Source organism: Empedobacter sp. UBA5924 (assembly GCF_002431085.1).
GTDB lineage: Bacteria > Bacteroidota > Bacteroidia > Flavobacteriales > Weeksellaceae > Empedobacter > Empedobacter falsenii_B.
Genome location: NZ_DJDM01000035.1, coordinates 13,947 through 31,632 on the forward strand (window position 1 = coordinate 13,947; position 17,686 = coordinate 31,632).

At 31.9% G+C, this 17,686-nt stretch carries 17 protein-coding genes; 5 read left to right on the top strand and 12 right to left on the bottom strand.

What is annotated here, in order from left to right:
* Position 1: 1 nt before the first annotated feature.
* The 7 genes from B3792_RS09850 to B3792_RS09880 form a co-directional block, all read right to left on the bottom strand.
* A complete protein-coding gene (locus B3792_RS09850; protein WP_221855585.1) occupies positions 2–856 on the bottom strand; it encodes a BadF/BadG/BcrA/BcrD ATPase family protein in 855 nt (284 codons plus the stop codon).
* A 99-nt stretch (positions 857–955) separates the two neighbouring features.
* A complete protein-coding gene (locus B3792_RS09855) occupies positions 956–1,408 on the bottom strand; it encodes a DUF4625 domain-containing protein (protein ID WP_291049109.1) in 453 nt (150 codons plus the stop codon).
* 53 nt (positions 1,409–1,461) lie between these two features.
* Positions 1,462–1,779 carry a hypothetical protein gene (locus B3792_RS09860; protein WP_038337229.1) on the bottom strand — a complete coding sequence of 106 codons (318 nt, stop codon included), beginning with the start codon at positions 1,777–1,779 and terminating at the stop codon, positions 1,462–1,464.
* Positions 1,780–1,786: 7 nt separating this feature from the next.
* Positions 1,787–4,171 (bottom strand): TonB-dependent receptor, encoded by a 2,385-nt coding sequence (locus B3792_RS09865; protein WP_221855587.1) that lies wholly within the window; start codon positions 4,169–4,171, stop codon positions 1,787–1,789.
* A 50-nt stretch (positions 4,172–4,221) separates the two neighbouring features.
* Complete coding sequence (locus B3792_RS09870; RefSeq protein ID WP_148098210.1) at positions 4,222–4,488, bottom strand: hypothetical protein; 267 nt, start codon at positions 4,486–4,488, stop codon at positions 4,222–4,224.
* Positions 4,489–4,554: 66 nt separating this feature from the next.
* The gene (locus B3792_RS09875) at positions 4,555–5,196 is read right to left on the bottom strand and encodes a hypothetical protein (protein ID WP_219034492.1); all 642 of its coding nucleotides are present in this window, start codon (positions 5,194–5,196) and stop codon (positions 4,555–4,557) included.
* Complete coding sequence (locus B3792_RS09880) at positions 5,196–5,696, bottom strand: RNA polymerase sigma factor (RefSeq protein WP_291069497.1); 501 nt, start codon at positions 5,694–5,696, stop codon at positions 5,196–5,198. The genes B3792_RS09875 and B3792_RS09880 overlap by 1 nt, the downstream gene beginning before the upstream one ends.
* A gap of 326 nt (positions 5,697–6,022) precedes the next feature.
* Between B3792_RS09880 and B3792_RS09885 the strand changes: the two genes are divergently transcribed.
* The 3 genes from B3792_RS09885 to B3792_RS09895 are packed head-to-tail and all read left to right on the top strand — an operon-like array spanning position 6,023 to position 9,576.
* A complete protein-coding gene (locus B3792_RS09885) occupies positions 6,023–6,715 on the top strand; it encodes a succinate dehydrogenase cytochrome b subunit (protein WP_286495220.1) in 693 nt (230 codons plus the stop codon).
* Positions 6,716–6,732: 17 nt separating this feature from the next.
* Positions 6,733–8,745 carry a fumarate reductase/succinate dehydrogenase flavoprotein subunit gene (locus B3792_RS09890; RefSeq protein WP_286495219.1) on the top strand — a complete coding sequence of 671 codons (2,013 nt, stop codon included), beginning with the start codon at positions 6,733–6,735 and terminating at the stop codon, positions 8,743–8,745.
* Between the two features lie 60 nt (positions 8,746–8,805).
* A complete protein-coding gene (locus B3792_RS09895; RefSeq protein ID WP_038337216.1) occupies positions 8,806–9,576 on the top strand; it encodes a succinate dehydrogenase/fumarate reductase iron-sulfur subunit in 771 nt (256 codons plus the stop codon).
* A gap of 638 nt (positions 9,577–10,214) precedes the next feature.
* Here B3792_RS09895 and htpG read toward each other — a convergent pair.
* The gene (gene htpG / locus B3792_RS09900) at positions 10,215–12,092 is read right to left on the bottom strand and encodes a molecular chaperone HtpG (RefSeq protein WP_286495218.1); all 1,878 of its coding nucleotides are present in this window, start codon (positions 12,090–12,092) and stop codon (positions 10,215–10,217) included.
* 180 nt (positions 12,093–12,272) lie between these two features.
* Between htpG and B3792_RS09905 the strand changes: the two genes are divergently transcribed.
* Complete coding sequence (locus tag B3792_RS09905; protein ID WP_291049127.1) at positions 12,273–13,154, top strand: DUF72 domain-containing protein; 882 nt, start codon at positions 12,273–12,275, stop codon at positions 13,152–13,154.
* 86 nt (positions 13,155–13,240) lie between these two features.
* Positions 13,241–14,212 carry an N-acetylornithine carbamoyltransferase gene (locus B3792_RS09910; protein WP_280051133.1) on the top strand — a complete coding sequence of 324 codons (972 nt, stop codon included), beginning with the start codon at positions 13,241–13,243 and terminating at the stop codon, positions 14,210–14,212.
* 65 nt (positions 14,213–14,277) lie between these two features.
* Here B3792_RS09910 and B3792_RS09915 read toward each other — a convergent pair whose 3' ends face one another.
* The 4 genes from B3792_RS09915 to B3792_RS09925 all read right to left on the bottom strand — a co-directional run bounded on the left by B3792_RS09915 (position 14,278) and on the right by B3792_RS09925 (position 17,677).
* Entirely contained in the window at positions 14,278–15,528 is a 1,251-nt protein-coding gene (locus tag B3792_RS09915; protein WP_291049132.1) for a glycoside hydrolase family 2 TIM barrel-domain containing protein, read from the bottom strand.
* Between the two features lie 42 nt (positions 15,529–15,570).
* Entirely contained in the window at positions 15,571–15,924 is a 354-nt protein-coding gene (locus B3792_RS14130) for a hypothetical protein (RefSeq protein WP_409450446.1), read from the bottom strand.
* Complete coding sequence (locus B3792_RS09920; protein ID WP_286495215.1) at positions 15,885–16,496, bottom strand: sugar-binding domain-containing protein; 612 nt, start codon at positions 16,494–16,496, stop codon at positions 15,885–15,887. Before B3792_RS09920 ends, B3792_RS14130 begins: the two co-directional genes overlap by 40 nt.
* A gap of 101 nt (positions 16,497–16,597) precedes the next feature.
* Positions 16,598–17,677 carry a peptidylprolyl isomerase gene (locus B3792_RS09925; RefSeq protein ID WP_291049136.1) on the bottom strand — a complete coding sequence of 360 codons (1,080 nt, stop codon included), beginning with the start codon at positions 17,675–17,677 and terminating at the stop codon, positions 16,598–16,600.
* Positions 17,678–17,686: the final 9 nt, after the last annotated feature.

Sequence of the window (17,686 nt, forward strand, 5' to 3'; positions counted from 1 at the left end):
CTTATTTAATCAAATATTTTTTGTGATAATCAACAACATTATCAATTGGTTTTCTAATAATATGACCAACTGTTAAGTGATATTCTGCCGCAACTGAACGAATAACATCTTCGTAAATATGAGCAATTGAACCAATAAAATTTAATTCAGAATGACGAGCTTCTTCGTAAGGCATAATTTGATATTCGATAAAAGAAGACATCGCATCATAAATAATTTTCTGAATAAATGGATCATTTTTATGTTCAACAACAAATTTATTGAAAGAAGCTAAATATGTATTTGCAAATTTATTTTGGTACACATTTTTATTTAACTCATCTACAGATAATTTATAATAATCATCAAAAGCTTTTGCTAAATGTGGAGGCATTTTTTTTGTATAAAAAGCGCGTAATACACGTTTTCCTAAGTCATTTCCAGAACCTTCGTCTCCTAAGATATAAGCTAAAGATTTTGTTTCTTCACGCATTGTTGTTCCATCGAAATAACAAGAGTTAGAACCTGTTCCTAAGATACAGACCATTGCAGGTTTTCCCATGTAAGTGGCATAACAAGCGGCTAATAAATCATGGTCTATTACAAATTCAGCATTTGTAAAGAAGTTTTGTAAACCTTCTTTAACAACAGCATGCATTGTTTCGCTGGAAGTTCCAGCACCATAAAAAAAGATTTTTGCGAAATCATTTGCAACAGGTGCAAAATCTTCATTTTTTTGTAATTCAGTCGTAATATCTTCTGCTGTTACAAAATACGGATTAAATCCAATTGTACTTGTTCTAAAAACTTCATTAAGGTCGCTATCTAAAATTACCCAATCCGTTTTAGTAGAACCACTATCTGCTATTGCAATCATTTTTTTGTTTTGATATAATTGAAGAGTGCTAAAATAGTATTCTTTTAACAATGCACATAAAAAAACGCCCGAAATTTCGGACGTTTTCAAATTTTTTTTTTAGTGATCATGGTCGTAATCTTCACCTACAACGATTTCGATAAAAGATTGCGTTTGATTTCCAGCGCGATCAATTAAGAATAATCCTAAGTGATAATGTCCTTCCGTAATTCCTTCTGTAGGAATATTTACTTTATGACTTAATGTGTGCTCAGTTTTTCCTGCTGGAATAGCTTCTTCTGCATCATACGTCCAATTAACATTTGCTGTTCTGTGTTGATGACCATCTTCTGCGGAATGAATTTCAATTTTTACCGTTCCCAATTCTACATTGTCTTTCAAAATAGCATCAATTGAGATGGTTTCGCCTAAATGAAATTCATCGTGGTCTTTAGGTGCAATCAAATTAATTTCAGGTTTTGTTGTATCTAATGAAAAATCATCTGATGAACAAGATGTAATGAATAATGCTGATAATGTTATAAATGAATAGTTTAAAATTGAATTTTTCATTGTTTTATTTTTTTTGAATTGAATATTATTTTTTTAAGATTTTGGTTGATTTATTAATAAACAAAATCCTGAGGCGGACCTCGTGTAAAATGATATTCAATTGTAGAATGTTTAATTTTTTCTACTTGTTCAAAACTTTCTTTACTGTAAAATTCTTCGTTCGGTTTTGATTCTATTTTTGGTTCATCATGCGTGTCAATAAAGACAGAGTAATAGGTGAAATGATTACATTGATGATGAATAATTTCTTTCTTTTGATTCGAAAAATCTTGTGAATGATCGATTAAAGAAAAATGTAATTGATTAAAAGTTGGAATCGAAAAAAGAATAATACTAAAGAAAAGTCCAAAAATAGGATGTTTCTTTTTCATGTATCAACTATTTTCCGAACGGAATTCCTAACATAATTTGTATGTTTCGAGCTTGTTCTGGTAATTGCAATGCACGATAAAAACTGGTGTGATTGTAATAGTTTTTATTGAATAAATTAGAAACCTGAACACTTAAATTTGCACTAAAATTATTGAATTTAAGTTTCGTTTTTCCTCCAATTCCAACCAAGAAATAACTTGGAGTGATATCTTCATTTTGTGCAATTTTATCTTGCTCAAATGTATATTTTCCATTTGCAAAAAAGCTCAAACCTTCTAAAAATGCAATATTTTGATTGATTTTATAATTAATTTGTCCAAATAAATTATTTGCAGGAGTGAAAGGAAGATAATTTCCGAATTTTTTATTTTCCGTAATTTGTCGATTGTATAAATATTCGTACACAAGATTTGCATCAAAATTTTCGTTGATTTTCTTACGAACTTCAAATTCAAAACCAGTCAACAAAGCTTTGCTTTGTGTATATTGATAAATTTGTCCACCATGAGGAAGAATCGAAAATTGTCCCGAAGGTTTTAAGAAAATATAATTGCTGAAATAATATAAATACGGACTTAGCGAAATATTCCAATCATTTTTGTGAAAAACAGATTTGAAATCTACAGCAATTCCTTTTTCTATATCAAGATTTTCGTCACCTCGTTCATGTCTAAAACTACCGTGATGAATTCCGTTAGAACCCAATTCTATAGCGGTTGGTAAACGGAAATTTGTTCCAACATTCAAGTTGAAATCCCATAAATCATTTGGTTGAAAAGTTGCACCAATCATTCCGTTTAAATTACTGAAACTACGATCGATTGATTTGCTACGATTTGCATAATAATCTGCAATGCCTTCAGAATTACCTTTTTCAATCAAATAATTGTAAAGAAATTCATCAAAATAACCTTCCGATTTGAACGTCGAATAATCGTAACGTAAACCAGCAGTTACTTTCCAACGATTTCCTTTTTTGAATTCTTCAATCAAAAATCCGCTAAAAATATTTCGGTCATATTTTGGTAATAAATAATTGTAACCGGCAATATTATTGGCTTGTAATTGCGCTTGTGCGCCAATTATTGTTTTGAAATTTTTGCTATGATTATGTTCAAATTTTAATTGAGAATCATACGTTGATAAATTAAAATCTAATTCTAAATCAGGATTTTTTGTTGGAACTGGTTGATTTGCATAATGTGTGTGAAATGAACTAACTTCTTGTCGACGATTGTTTTGATAACTTGCTAAAAATTTTAAAACGTCTTTTGAATTTAAACGAAATTCATTTTCGGAAATTACTTTAAAATGATTCACTTTTTGATAAGGAAATTCGATATTTCTATAATTTCCATCATCTTGAAGTCTATCTACAGAAGGAATTCCGTGTGAACCAGGAAAGAAACCGATTTTCTGATTAACGTTAGAAACCGTTAAAATTGAACGAAATTTCTCACCAATATAACCTGTTTGTATTTCAGCATTCAAATCTTGTCCAGCCGTATTTTTTACACGTTTATTGTAAATTGGTAAATAGCGATTCAGGTAATAAATGCGATCGGTAGTCGTTCTGTAGTCTGCATAATCAGAATAAGAACCTTTTATTTTATAGAAAAAATGATCGTTACGAGATTTCAAATTAAATCCAATTCCGTAATTATCATTTATTGATTGATATAAAGTTTTTGCTTCTCCAGAAAGTGAATGTTTCGCTGGTAAATTGTTATTGTTAATCTTGATAACTCCAGCAATAGCTTCATTTCCGTACTCCAAAGCCGCAGGCCCTTTTATCACTTCGACATCTTCAACATTTAGCGCATCAATCTCCAAACCATGATCGGCTCCCCATTGTTGTCCTTCTTGTTTTACACCATTTTCAGCAACAATTAATCGATTGAAACCAAGTCCACGAATAATTGGTTTTGAAGCTGATGATCCAATTCCAGAAGCATTAACACCTGCAATATTTTCAAGTGATTTGGCTAATGATCCTGCATAGTTTTCTTGAATATAAGATTGATCGACACGCTCTACATTAGCTGTTGAAAAATCGTGATGATGCCCTAAAACAGTAACTTCATCTAAATTATATGCTTTGTGAAAAGTAAGTGTAAAAACAAATTTTTGTTGAGAATCAAACGTAATATTTTGAGAAAAAGGTTCGTAACCTTGCTCATCAATTTGAACTTGATAATTTCCTTTGTTTAAATTCTCAATTCTAAATTTTCCTTCGGCATTTGTGTGATATTCTTCGTTGTTGAAGTATACAGTTGCGAAAGGAATTGGTTTTTGATTTTTATCTATAATTTGACCTTCGAAAATGTTTTGTGCAAACACAGTTCCGCACAATAATGTAGCCGCAATACTACATTTTATGTTGATTGACATAAATACAATAATTTAATAACGTTAAAAAAATAAGGTGGTTTTTTCTGAAATTAAATTGCGTAGGGCGGTGCTCGAAGACTTTTTTGAGTAAGTAATACAGCTTGTTTTACACGAGTTGTGTAAAGTGTTTTATCTTTTTGGATAAATGATTGTGACCATTCAAATAACTCAATTTCTGAATCATTTTCTATAAAATGTTGATTGAAATGGCAAATTGTACAGCTATGATCGTGTACGTTAGAGAATTTGTCTTTCAGCTCTTTGTGCTCTTTATTTAGAGCATGATCCAATATATGCGCAGACTGATACACTGTCATAAACAGTGAAATCGTTAGCATAAGATATTGGATAAATTTTTTCATTCAGTTTACAAAAATAAGATTTTATTTCATTTCTTTCAACTCTTTCATGTTTTGTTGAAGTTTTCTTAAAAATAAAAAATAAATAATCCCATAATAAACCGTTCCTATAATCACAATAAAAGCAACAGCAGTTATTATTGCAATCCAACCATAAACAGCAGCATTATTCACAATTGGCTGTATATCATGAGCGTGTTTTGCCAAATAAATAGATTGGCCTAATTCGTAATAGAATGGGGCAGAAGAAACAATTAAACTTAAAACGGTGAAAAGAATAAACAAGTTCACCAATCGACGAAATGAAATAATGTTTTTCATCAAATCGACCACAGATTGATTAAGATCTATTTTTTTGAAATAACGATAAGCCATCACCAAAAATCCAAACGTAATCACAATACTAAAAACCGAAGCGATCTCGTAATTGTTAATTGTTTTTTCTTCGACTAATGTTTTGACTTCGTTATTAAAAAAATTTTTTCCTGAAATTAAAACATATAAATTGTAGACAAGAAAAAGGATAAATTCGAAAAAAGTGAATATAAATAACCATTTTATTGTTGTTGATGATTTTTTCTTCAACATTTGAAAAATTTGATTTTGATCAAACTTTTCTTCTTCCTTTATGGAACCCCAAATTGATTTTAAGTCATCTAACTCCATTATTGTTCCATTTTAGACATTATTTCTTTTAATTTTATCTTCACTCTGTTCATCTTTACTCGTGCATTTACTTCCGAAATTCCTAAAGTTTCGGCAATGTCTTTGTAAGGTAAGTCTTCCAAAAATAGCAGTACCAATGCACGTTCTACGTCGTTTAATAATCTAATTGCCGCGTATAAAAGTGTGATACGCTCTTCTAAAAATTCGTCTTTGTCGTCTGATTTTAAGTTTAAAAATTGAGCTTCATTAAAATCAGTTTCACTGGATTTTGTTTTTTTTTTGATTAATGTAATTGCTGTGTTTAAGCTAACACGATACATCCACGTACTAAATTTTGAATCTCCCTTGAAGGAATCGTAAGAACGCCATAATTGCAATACAATTTCCTGAAATAAATCGTCATGAGAATCCTTGTCGTCTGTGTAAATACGACAAACCTTATGGATAATTCCCTGATTTTTCTCGACTAATTCGGTAAATATTTTTGCTTTATTATTCAAACTATTATTCTGTTGCTCTTTATTTGTAGTAAAAAAAAGAATAATGTTACAACTAAAAAAATAAAAAATCCTCTTATAGAAATATAAGAGGATTAACCTAACTAACTTAAACCTATGAAAAGTTGTTCTACTTTTCTACTGCAAGTATAGAAATTAATTATTTATTAAGCAATAAAAATTTAGAAAAATTGTTAAAAATGTCTTAATTAACTAAGAATGATTCTAAACTATTGAAATCTGTTAACGAAATGATATAATTCATTGTGATTAGAGCAATGGGATGATTAAATTTGTGGAAATATCTAAAAAATTAAACGAATTGCTTTATGGCAAATGAATCATTACTAAAATCGTCGATTGGTAAGAAGTTCGCGATGGCGCTTTCAGCGTTATTTTTGATCGTGTTCTTGTTACAACATTTCGTGATTAATGCATTATCTGTTATTAATCCGAATGGGTTCAATGAAGTTTCGGCTTTCATGAGTGATAACCCTTTTATCCAATATTTAATGCAGCCTATTTTATTAATTGGTGTTGTATACCACTTTGTAATGGGGTTTGTATTAGAAGCGCAAAACAAGAAAGCGCGTGGACCAGTTGCTTACCAAAAGTATAATGGTGCTGCAAATGCTTCTTGGATGTCAAGAAACATGTTAGTTTCTGGATCTGTAATTTTAATTTTCTTATTATTACACTTGTATGACTTTTGGGTTCCTACAATTACTGATCACTACATTGTTCCAAATCCTGAGTTTGCTCAAGGAAATTACTTTATGGATCACTTAAACCACGTTTTCACATTAGAAGGTGCTTTAAGTTTTGTAAGATTAGTAATTTACATTGTTGCATTTGTATTTTTATCATTACACTTACAACATGGATTTGCATCAGCATTCCAATCTATTGGTGCAAGACACAACAAATACACTCCAGTAATTGTTGCTTTCGGGAAATGGTATTCAATTTTAATTCCAGCAGGTTTCATTATCATCGCTGTTTACCATTTTTTTGTTAAATAATTAAATAATATCAAGAAATGAGTATATTAGATTCAAAATCTCCAGAAGGAGATATCGCACAACAATGGAGCGAACACAAAGCACACCTAAACTTAGTGGCTCCAAATAACCGTGATAAAATTGATGTTATTGTTGTAGGTACTGGTTTAGCTGGTGGTTCTGCAGCTGCTACTTTAGCAGAGTTAGGATATAAAGTAAAAGCTTTCTGTTACCAAGATTCACCTCGTCGTGCTCACTCTATTGCTGCACAAGGGGGTATTAATGCTGCTAAAAATTATAAAGGAGATAACGACTCTATCTATCGTTTATTTTACGATACAATCAAAGGTGGTGATTACCGCGCTCGTGAGTCTAACGTTTATCGTTTAGCGGAGGTTTCTGGTAATATTATCGACCAATGTGTAATGCAAGGGGTTCCTTTTGCACGTGATTACGGTGGGTTATTAGATAATCGTTCTTTTGGTGGGGTACAAGTATCTCGTACTTTCTATGCGAAAGGTCAAACAGGGCAACAATTATTATTAGGAGCTTATTCAGCAATGAATCAGCAAATCCACTTAGGGCACATCCAAATGTACAACCGTCACGAAATGTTAGATATTGTACTTGTAGATGGTAAAGCTCGTGGTATTATCGCTCGTAATTTAATTACAGGTGAAATCGAAAGACATTCTGCTCACGCAGTAGTTATTGCTACTGGTGGTTACGGAAACGTATATTTCTTATCTTCTAATGCAATGGGTTCTAACGTAACTTCAGCATGGAAAATTCACAAAAAAGGTGCTTATTTTGCTAACCCTTGTTATGTACAAATTCACCCAACTTGTATTCCAATCCACGGAACAAATCAATCTAAATTGACTTTAATGTCTGAATCTTTACGTAACTCTGGTCGTATCTGGGTTCCTAAAAAGAAAGAAGATGCTGAAGCAATCCGTGCTGGTAAGAAAAAAGCAGTTGATATCAAAGAAGAAGACAGAGATTACTACTTAGAAAGACGTTATCCTGCATTTGGTAACTTAGTTCCTCGTGACGTTGCATCTCGTGCTGCAAAAGAGCGTTGTGATGCTGGTTATGGTATTGAAGCAAATGAAACTGGAGAAGGAGTTTATTTAGATTTTACAGATGAGATCAAGAAAAAAGGTCGTGAGGTTGCTTTCGCAAACGGAGATCAAAATCCATCAGATGCTGAAATCGAGAAATTAGGTAAAAAATGGATTGAAGAGAAATATGGAAACTTATTCCAAATGTATTGGAAAATTACAGATGAGAATCCATACGAAAATCCAATGCGTATCTATCCAGCAATTCACTACACAATGGGTGGTGTTTGGGTTGACTACAACTTACAATCAACAATTCCTGGATGTTTCGTAGTAGGAGAAGCTAACTTCTCTGATCACGGAGCTAACCGTTTAGGAGCTTCTGCATTAATGCAAGGTTTAGCAGATGGTTATTTCGTATTACCTTATACAATTGCAGATTATTTATCAGCAGATATTCGTACAGGTAAAATTCCTACAAATACGCCAGAATTTGATGAAGCTGAAAAGGCTGTTAAAGACCAAATTCAACATTTCTTAAGCAATAAAGGAACTAAAACTGTAGATAGTTTCCACAAACGTTTAGGAAATATTATGTGGAACAAAGTAGGTATGGCTCGTAATGCTCAAGGTTTAAAAGAAGCGATTGCTGAAATTGCTGCTTTACGTGAAGAATTCTACCGTGATGTAAAAGTTCCTGGTGATGCTAACGAAATGAACACTGAGTTAGAGAAAGCTGGACGTGTAGCTGACTTCTTAGAATTAGGACAGTTAATGGCAATTGACGCTCTTAACCGTAATGAGTCTTGTGGTGGTCACTTCCGTGAGGAGTACCAAACAGAAGAAGGTGAAGCAATGCGTGATGATGAAAATTATACTTATGTTGCCGCTTGGGAATATAAAGGTGATGATATCAACACTGAGGTTTTACACAAAGAGGAATTAAATTACAAATATATCGAGCTTAAAACTCGTAGTTATAAATAATAAAATCATTTTGCTTGATAACAAACCTTCAAGCAAAATGTCAAAATATCATATAGAATTATGGCATCATCAAAAACAATCAGCATCACGCTGAAAATTTGGCGTCAAAAAAACGCTAATGCTCAAGGAAAAATGGAAACATATTCCTTAAAAGATGTTTCTACTGATTCTTCTTTCTTAGAAATGCTTGATTTATTAAACGAGCAATTAATAGAGGAAGGAAAAGAGCCAGTTGCATTCGACCACGACTGTCGTGAAGGTATTTGTGGTATGTGTTCTTTATTCATCAATGGAGAAGCGCACGGACCAGATAGAGGTGTTACAACTTGTCAATTACATATGCGTATGTTCAAAGATGGTGAAACGATTTACATCGAACCATGGAGATCTGCTGCATTCCCAGTAATCAAAGATTTAATTGTAGACCGTTCATCTTTCGACCGTATCCAACAAGCTGGTGGTTACATCTCTGTAAATACATCAGGACGTACAGTAGATGCAAACAATATTCCAGTAAACAAAATGCATGCAGATGAAGCGTTCGACGCTGCAACATGTATTGGTTGTGGAGCTTGTGTTGCAACTTGTAAAAATGGATCTGCAATGTTATTCGTAGGAGCTAAAGTTTCTCAATTCGCATTGTTACCACAAGGACAAGTAGAAGCTGCTCGTCGTGCTCAAAAAATGGTTGCACAAATGGATTTAGAAGGTTTTGGTAACTGTACAAATACAGGAGCTTGTGAAATCGAATGTCCAAAAGGAATTTCTTTAGATAACATTGCACGTATGAACCGTGAGTATTTATCTGCAAAAATTGTATCACAAGAATAATAACATTCTGATATATATTAAAAGAGCGACATGTTTGTCGCTCTTTTTTTGTTATAATAATTGCAAAAAAAAAGGATTTCAATCTCTTGAAATCCTTCCCAATGTCAAATTCTTTCTTCTGAATAAGTCCATTGTAACTTGTTCTTTTTAAATGATTATAAAAAAGAATTTTTATAAATAGAACAAATATCTATTGTAAATAATAAATGAAATGTACTCATATATGAGAGACTATTAATCCTATGCAATAACTATGAGCAAAATCGATTTAAAAAGAACGTCTAGAGAAAAAAGGATTTCAATTTCTTGAAATCCTTCCCGAAATTTTTGATAATGATTTGAATTAATTTTCACCTTATTATGAAAATTCTCTGTCGGCTTAAAAATTTCGTTATTTTGTGGAAAAACAACTATTAATTTTAATGTTCTGTTTCAAAACAACTAAAGTATTTTGAAGTCCTGAACGAATAATTATTAATTCCTTGATGTAAAATTAATGACAAAAATCATGTTTTGCAAATTATTTCAGATTAATTTTAAAAGTTTAACACATCAATAAATCTATTTAGAAATAAAAAATCCAGCACATTATGTGCTGGATTTTAAGTTTAAGATTACTAAAATATAGTGTTCTGAGATTATTTAATGTTCTTAAAACTTCTATTGATAAAATTTGTTAATTCTTTACCTTTTAACAAACCTTGCGATAATTTTGCTAGATCTAATGCTTGATTAATCAACGCTTCTTTTTCTTCTTTCGAATCTTTAGCTAAAATTTCTGTTGCTAAATCCGAGTTTGCATTCACAACAACATTATACATTTCAGGGAAATTACCCATTCCAAACATCCCAGCTCCGCCAGAAGCTTGCATATCTTTCATACGACGCATAAATTCTGATTGCGTAATGATGAAAGGTGCATCTGTTCCAGATAAATCTTCTAATTGAATTGTATATGATTTATTGTTGATTGATTCTGTGATTTCAGTTTTCAATTTTTCTTTATCATCATCAGATAATTTGGAAATTTTAACTTCATCTTTTTCAATCAAATTATTGATATGATCCGCATCAACACGAACAAATGTTACATTTTCTTTTGTAGATTCTAACTTCTGAATCAAGTGAGAAGAAATAGGAGAATCTAATAAAATTACTTCGTAACCTTTTTCTTTCGCAATTTGTATGTATTGATCTTGTCCATCAACATCAGACGCATAAAGAATTACTAATTTTCCGTCTTTGTTGGTTTGATTGTCTTTAATCGCAGTATTTAATTCATCCCAAGTAAAATATTTACCATCAACTGTTGGATACAATGCAAATTTGTCAGATTTTTCGAAGAATTTATCTTCCGAAATCATTCCATATTCAATTACAACTTTAATATCGTTCCATTTTTGCTCGTAATCTTCACGATTTTGATTCATTAATGAAGACATTTTATCCGCCACTTTTTTCGTAATATGTGCCGAAATTTTCTTCACAGCTCCATCAGCTTGTAAGTACGAACGCGAAACATTCAATGGAATATCTGGAGAATCTATCACACCACGTAATAACATCAAGAAATCAGGAACAATTCCTTTCACTTCGTCTGTTACAAATACTTGATTTTGGTATAATTGAATACGATCTTTATCAATATTGATGTTGTTTCCTAATTTTGGGAAGAATAAAATTCCAGTCAAATTAAATGGATAATCAACATTTAAGTGAATATGGAATAAAGGTTCTTCGAATTGCATTGGATACAATTCTCTGTAGAAATTTTGATAATCTTCGTCAGACAATTCTGATGGCGCTTTTGTCCAAGCCGGATTTGTATTATTGATAATATCATCAACTTCGATTTCCTCTGGTTTAGCATCTTCAGCAGCACCTTCTGGTAAAGGAAGTGTTTCTTTTTTCGTTCCAAATTTGATCGGAATTGGCATGAATTTATTGTATTTATTCAATAATTCACGGATTTTCCATTCGTCTAAAAACTCTTTCGAATCTTCAGCAATGTGTAAAACGATTTCAGTTCCACGCTCGGTTTTATCCGAATTTTCTAAGGTAAATTCAGGAGAACCATCACATGTCCAATGAACTGCTGGCTCGTCTTTGTATGATTTTGTAATGATTTCTACTTTATCCGCAACCATAAATGCAGAATAAAAACCTAAACCAAAATGTCCGATAATTCCGTCTGCATCTTGGTGTTGATTAATAAATTCTTCTGCACCAGAAAAAGCAACTTGATTGATGTATTTTTCAACTTCATCAGCTGTCATTCCCAAACCTTGGTCAATAATATGTAAAGTATTATCGTCTTTATTGATTTTTACTTCAATTTTTGGATTTCCGTATTCTACTTTTGCATCACCAATACTTGTTAAATGCTTTAATTTCAGGGTTGCGTCAGAAGCATTCGAAATCAACTCACGCAAAAAGATTTCGTGATCGCTGTATAAAAACTTCTTAATTAATGGAAAGATATTCTCTACCGAAACATTAATATTTCCTTTATTCATCGTTATTGTATTTTTTATTTTTAATAATTAGTTTTTCTTGTAAATAGTCTAAATCATGAGATTTGTAGACGGAATGTAAATTTCAAAAGATATTCCAAATGAAATTTTTCTGACATTTTGTCGTAAAATAGATCATGAGAACTGCTTATAATTGCTTAATTTTCGTTCAAATTTAGAAAGATGAAATTCGGAAAAGTAGAAAACCCAGAATTGGTTGATTTTACATTGCCAAAAACGCCAAAAGAAACGATTGATTTGTTGAATAAAGTTGATAAATCAGATAATTTCGAAGTATATGTAGGCTGTGCAAAATGGAATAAGCAAGATTTGAAGAATTTTTATCCGCCTAAAACAAAAGATGAATTGAGTTATTATTCAACGCAATTTAATAGTATCGAGTTAAATGCGACATATTATCGTTCGCCAAGTAAAGAAAATGTCGAAACTTGGGTAAATAAAACTCCAAAAGATTTTAAATTTTTCCCGAAAATTCCACAAAGTATTAGTCATTATGGACGATTGCAAAATGTGACAGATAAATTGAATCAATATTTGGATGCAGTTGCGTTATTTGAAGAAAAATTAGGAATGATTTTCTTACAAATGCACGAAAATTTTGCTCCAAAAGATTTTGAAAAATTAGAAAATTTCATTCAAAATTTTCCGAAAGGTTATCCGTTAGCTGTAGAACTTCGTCATGAAGATTGGTTTTCGAACGAAGAAAATTTTAATCGATTGGTTTCGTTATTAGAAAAGCATAACATTTCAAATATTATTGTTGATACAGCGGGTAGGAGAGATATGGTGCATATGCGATTGACTTCGAATGAAGCTTTTGTGCGTTTTGTTGGAGCAAATATTCCATCTGATTACGAGCGTTTGGATGAATGGATTGAAACAATTAAACTTTGGAAAGCAGAAGGTTTGCAGAAATTGTATTTCTTTATTCATCAAAATTTAGAGTTAGAATCGCCAATGTTAGCCAAATATTTTATTAAGAAATTAAACAATGATTTAGATTTAGATATTCGTGGTCCACAAGATGAATTGACGTTGTTTTAAGTGAAAATTAGCAAAAATAATTCTTTAAACCTCGATTGTTTCCACTAATTTTGCAGAACAAATAAAACAAAAGATTCTTCTCAATTATGAAACAATTTACTTCGGTTTATGATGTAGAAAACATCGACGAATTACTAAAAACAGCCTTAGAAATTAAAGCAAATCCTTTTGCTCAACAAGAAGTTGGTAAAAATAAAACAGTTGGTTTAATTTTTTTTAATCCAAGTTTACGTACACGTCTAAGTTCTATTAAAGCGGCTTATAATCTTGGAGCAAATGCTTGGGTTTTGAATGCTGGAGCAGATTCTTGGACATTGGAAATGGCTGATGGTGCTGTGATGAACGGAGATTCGCAAGAACATATCAAAGAAGCAATTCAGGTAATGAGTGCGTATTGTGATGTTTTAGGCGTTCGTACTTTTCCGAAATTAGTAGATCGTGATGAAGATTATAACGAAATCATGTTCAATAAAGTAAAAGAATTATCTTCTGTTCCTGTTGTGTCTTTGGAAAGTGCAACATTACATCCATTACAATCTTTTGCTGATTTAATTACAATTGCAGAAAAAACGGGTTATACGCCTGGGACAAAACCTGAAAAGAAAGTGAAAGTTGTGATGACTTGGGCGCCGCATCCACGTCGTTTGCCACAAGCTGTTCCGAATTCTTTTGCGCAATGGTTTTCTAAAGTAGATTGGGTAGATTTTACAGTTGTACAACCAAAAGGTTTGGAGCTAGATCCAAAATTTACTGATGGAGCAACGATTGCTTATGATCAAGATGAAGCGTTGAAAGATGCTGATTTTGTCTATGCAAAAAACTGGTCTTCTTATGAAAATTATGGTCAACCGAATGATGGTGATAAGGATTGGGAAGTGACAATGGATAAAATGAATTTGACAAATAACGGAAAATTTATGCATTGTTTACCAGTTCGTCGCAATGTAGTAGTATCTGATGAAGTTTTAGATTCTGATCGTTCTATCGTAATTGATGAAGCAACGAACCGAATTTTCTCAGCTCAAACCGTTTTTCACGAGATTTTGAAAAATAAGTAGTAAACTACAATTAAAAAAGGCTTAAAAATTAATTTTTAAGCCTTTTTTAATGATATTATTTCTCACTAAAGTCCAACATGAATATCTTTCGTAGTGGCTTCTTTTTGAGAAGTTTTATATTTTGAATCATAGTTCCAAATAATCTTATCTGAAATGGTTTTTCCATTAAGATTAGTTTCTGCAATGATTATGTTTTCACCTTTTTGCAATTGAACATTTTCAGCAACGAAATGAATCTTATTATAGCCATTTTTTACATTTTCAATCTTTTTACCATTTACAGTTAACGTTGGCGTTCCTTGATTAGAGAAGATTGTAACAGTTGTAAATTCATTTCCTCTATTTACCATTCTACGTTGCGTTAAATAAACAACAGGTTCTTTGCTCCAATTTGCTTTATACCAATAAAAAGGATCTTTTTTAATTTTTCGATCAAACGAAACCAAACCTTTGAAATTTCTTGGATTAACATTTAATCGTGTAATAGGCGTTGCAAAATCGAAAGTATTCCAAACATAAGATCCCAAAAATATTGGATGTTTTTCTATTGTTGCCCAATGAACAATATGAAATTTAGTTGCAAATTCTTCTGGAAAAAATGCAGGATCACTCCATTGATTTCCATAGTTCCCAGCAACTTCAACTTGATCTTCAGGTTTTGCTTCTGCGCCATATTCAGAGAAAATGATTTTGTAATCTTTGAATTTTTTCGAAATTTCATTCGCCCAAGTTTCAACATCTTCTTTGTCTGTCAAATTTTCTACTTCGCCATTGTACCATCCAAAATAATGATTAATTCCTTGTATATCCGCATTATTATTAACTGGATGATCGACCACATTATAACCACTTACTTGTACTGTATAACGATCAGAATCTTCTGTTTTAGCTAAGTCATTTAGCTTTGTTGTCAATTCGATGGTGTAATTATTTGGCGAATAAACTTCATTGTGTAATCCCCAAGTGTAAATAGATGGATGATTGTAATTTTGACGAATCAACTCTTTTAATTGTTGCATTGCATTATTTTCTTCCAAGGTTGTAACCTGATTCACAAACGGAATTTCTGCCCAAACAATCAATCCTAGACTATCACATTTCGAGTAAAAATAATCAGATTGTTGGTAATGAGCTAATCGAATAGAAGTTGCACCAATTTCTTTTATAATTGCTAAATCTTCATCGTGATCTTCATTTGATAAAGCCGAACCTTTTCCCCAGCGATCTTGATGTCTTGTCACGCCATAAAGCGGATATTTTTTGTCGTTTAAGAAGAAACCTTCGTTCGCTTTTAGTTCAAATTTACGAATACCCAAAGGTTGTGTTACTTCATCTAAAACTTGATTATTTTGTTTGATTTATGTCACTACTTTATATAAATATGGATCTTCTAATCCATTCCATAAATGTGGATTATTAACCTTAATATCTTGAATAATTTCTTGTCTTCCTTGTGGTGATAGAGTGTAAGGAGTGCTGATAGACTTTACAGTTTTATTGTTATGATCGATGATCGAAGTGAAAATTTCGATGTTATTTGTTTGAGCTGATTTATTATCAACTTTGACTTTAAGATGAATATCAGCCGATTTTTTACTAACATTTTTCTGAGAAATAAAAATTCCAGCCGAAGCAAAATCATTTACAGCAATATTGATAGGATCAGTAACAATTAACGAAACAGGACGATAAATTCCGCCATAAACAGGAATAAAACATGATTAACAGGAATAATTGCTGGATTTTCTTCGTTATTAGCTTTAACCAAAATTTCATTTTCTTGATCAAATTTTAACATTCCTGTCAATTCCAAAACAAAAGCAGAATATCCACCTTGATGACGACCTACAAAATTATAATTTCCGTTGTTTACATCACTTTGATAGCTTACTTTGTTCTTATTTTGAGTTGATTTTAAAGGAGAATTATTCATGTAAACTTCTGCATTTGCTCCAACACCTTCAAATTTGATAAAGATTCGTTTACCTTTCCAGTTTGTTTTTGGCGTAAAAGATTTTCTGTAATACGAATCACCCACATAAAAACGCTCGTTTGTACTATAAAAACCAGGTGTAACTTGGTTCGTTTGCATATCAGTTGCATTCCATGTATGTGGAACTTGAACCAATTGCCAATCGCCTTTGAAGATAGAATTGTAATTAATTTCTGCAGTGGTAAATGGCCCTTTTTTAAAGCTCCAATTAGAGTTGAAGTTTACTATTTCTCGTGCATTTACTATTTGTAAACCGATAAAGAGTAAAATTAGAGATGTTAAATTTTTCATGTGAGTTTTGATAAGCAGTAAAAATAGTAATTTCAAAAATGTAGGCAAAAAAGAAAGCCACTCGATTTGAGTGGCTTTTCTACTTATTTTGAATAGATAAATTATTTATCTAAAACTTCCATATCAAAATATAAAGTTGCATTTGGTGGTACAACACCTCCAGCACCTCTTGATCCGTAACCTAATTCGGCAGGGATAATTAAGAAAACTTTAGAACCTCTGTTGAACATTGTTAATGCTTCCATCCAACCTTGGATTAATCCTGTAACACCAACTGTTGCGTCTAGTGGTTGATTGCGATCGTAAGATGAATCTAATTTTTCACCATCATTTAAACGTAAAGTATAATGTACTTGAATTGGATCTCCTTGCACAGGTTTTGCTCCGTTTCCTTCTTCTAAAATTACATATTTTAATCCAGAAGGAGTAGTTTGCGCTTTAGCCTCTAATTCTTTTTGACGAGCAATTTCAGCATCTTTTTCAGCTTTTGCTTTCGCTTCAGCTTCAGCTTGTTTTTTTGCATGATTTGCTTTTGCAGTTTCAAAAGCTTCTCCACCGTTATATTTGGCGTATTTATCACCTTTACGAGCGATTTCTACTTTCTCAATCACAACTGGAACAACTGGTTTGTCATCTCTTGTTTTTTCTACATTAGCAATAGAATCTACAACTTCTAAACCTTCTACAACTTGTCCAAAAACAGTGTGTTTACCGTCTAACCATGGAGTTGGAACCTCTGTAATGAAGAATTGAGACCCGTTTGTTGCTGGTCCTGAATTTGCCATAGATAAAACACCTTTTTTATCGTGTTTTAATGTTGCATGAAACTCATCTTCGAAATCGTAACCAGGTCCACCTGTACCTCTTCCGTCTGGATCACCACCTTGAATCATGAAATCTTTGATTACACGGTGAAAAATGATTCCATCATAAAAAGGAATTCCTTTTGCTTTTGCTTTATTTTCTTTTGTACCTTCTGCTAATCCTACAAAGTTAGCAACAGTCATTGGAGCTTCTTCTTCGTATAATTTGATTGTCATTGCACCATGATTTGTTGTCATTTTTGCATACAATCCGTCTTCTAAACTTTTAAATTCTTCTTTACTCATCGATTTTGGAATTTTAACGCCACAACTAACAAGAGTAGTGATGACAGTTAAGATTAATAATATTTTTCTCATTTTAACTTT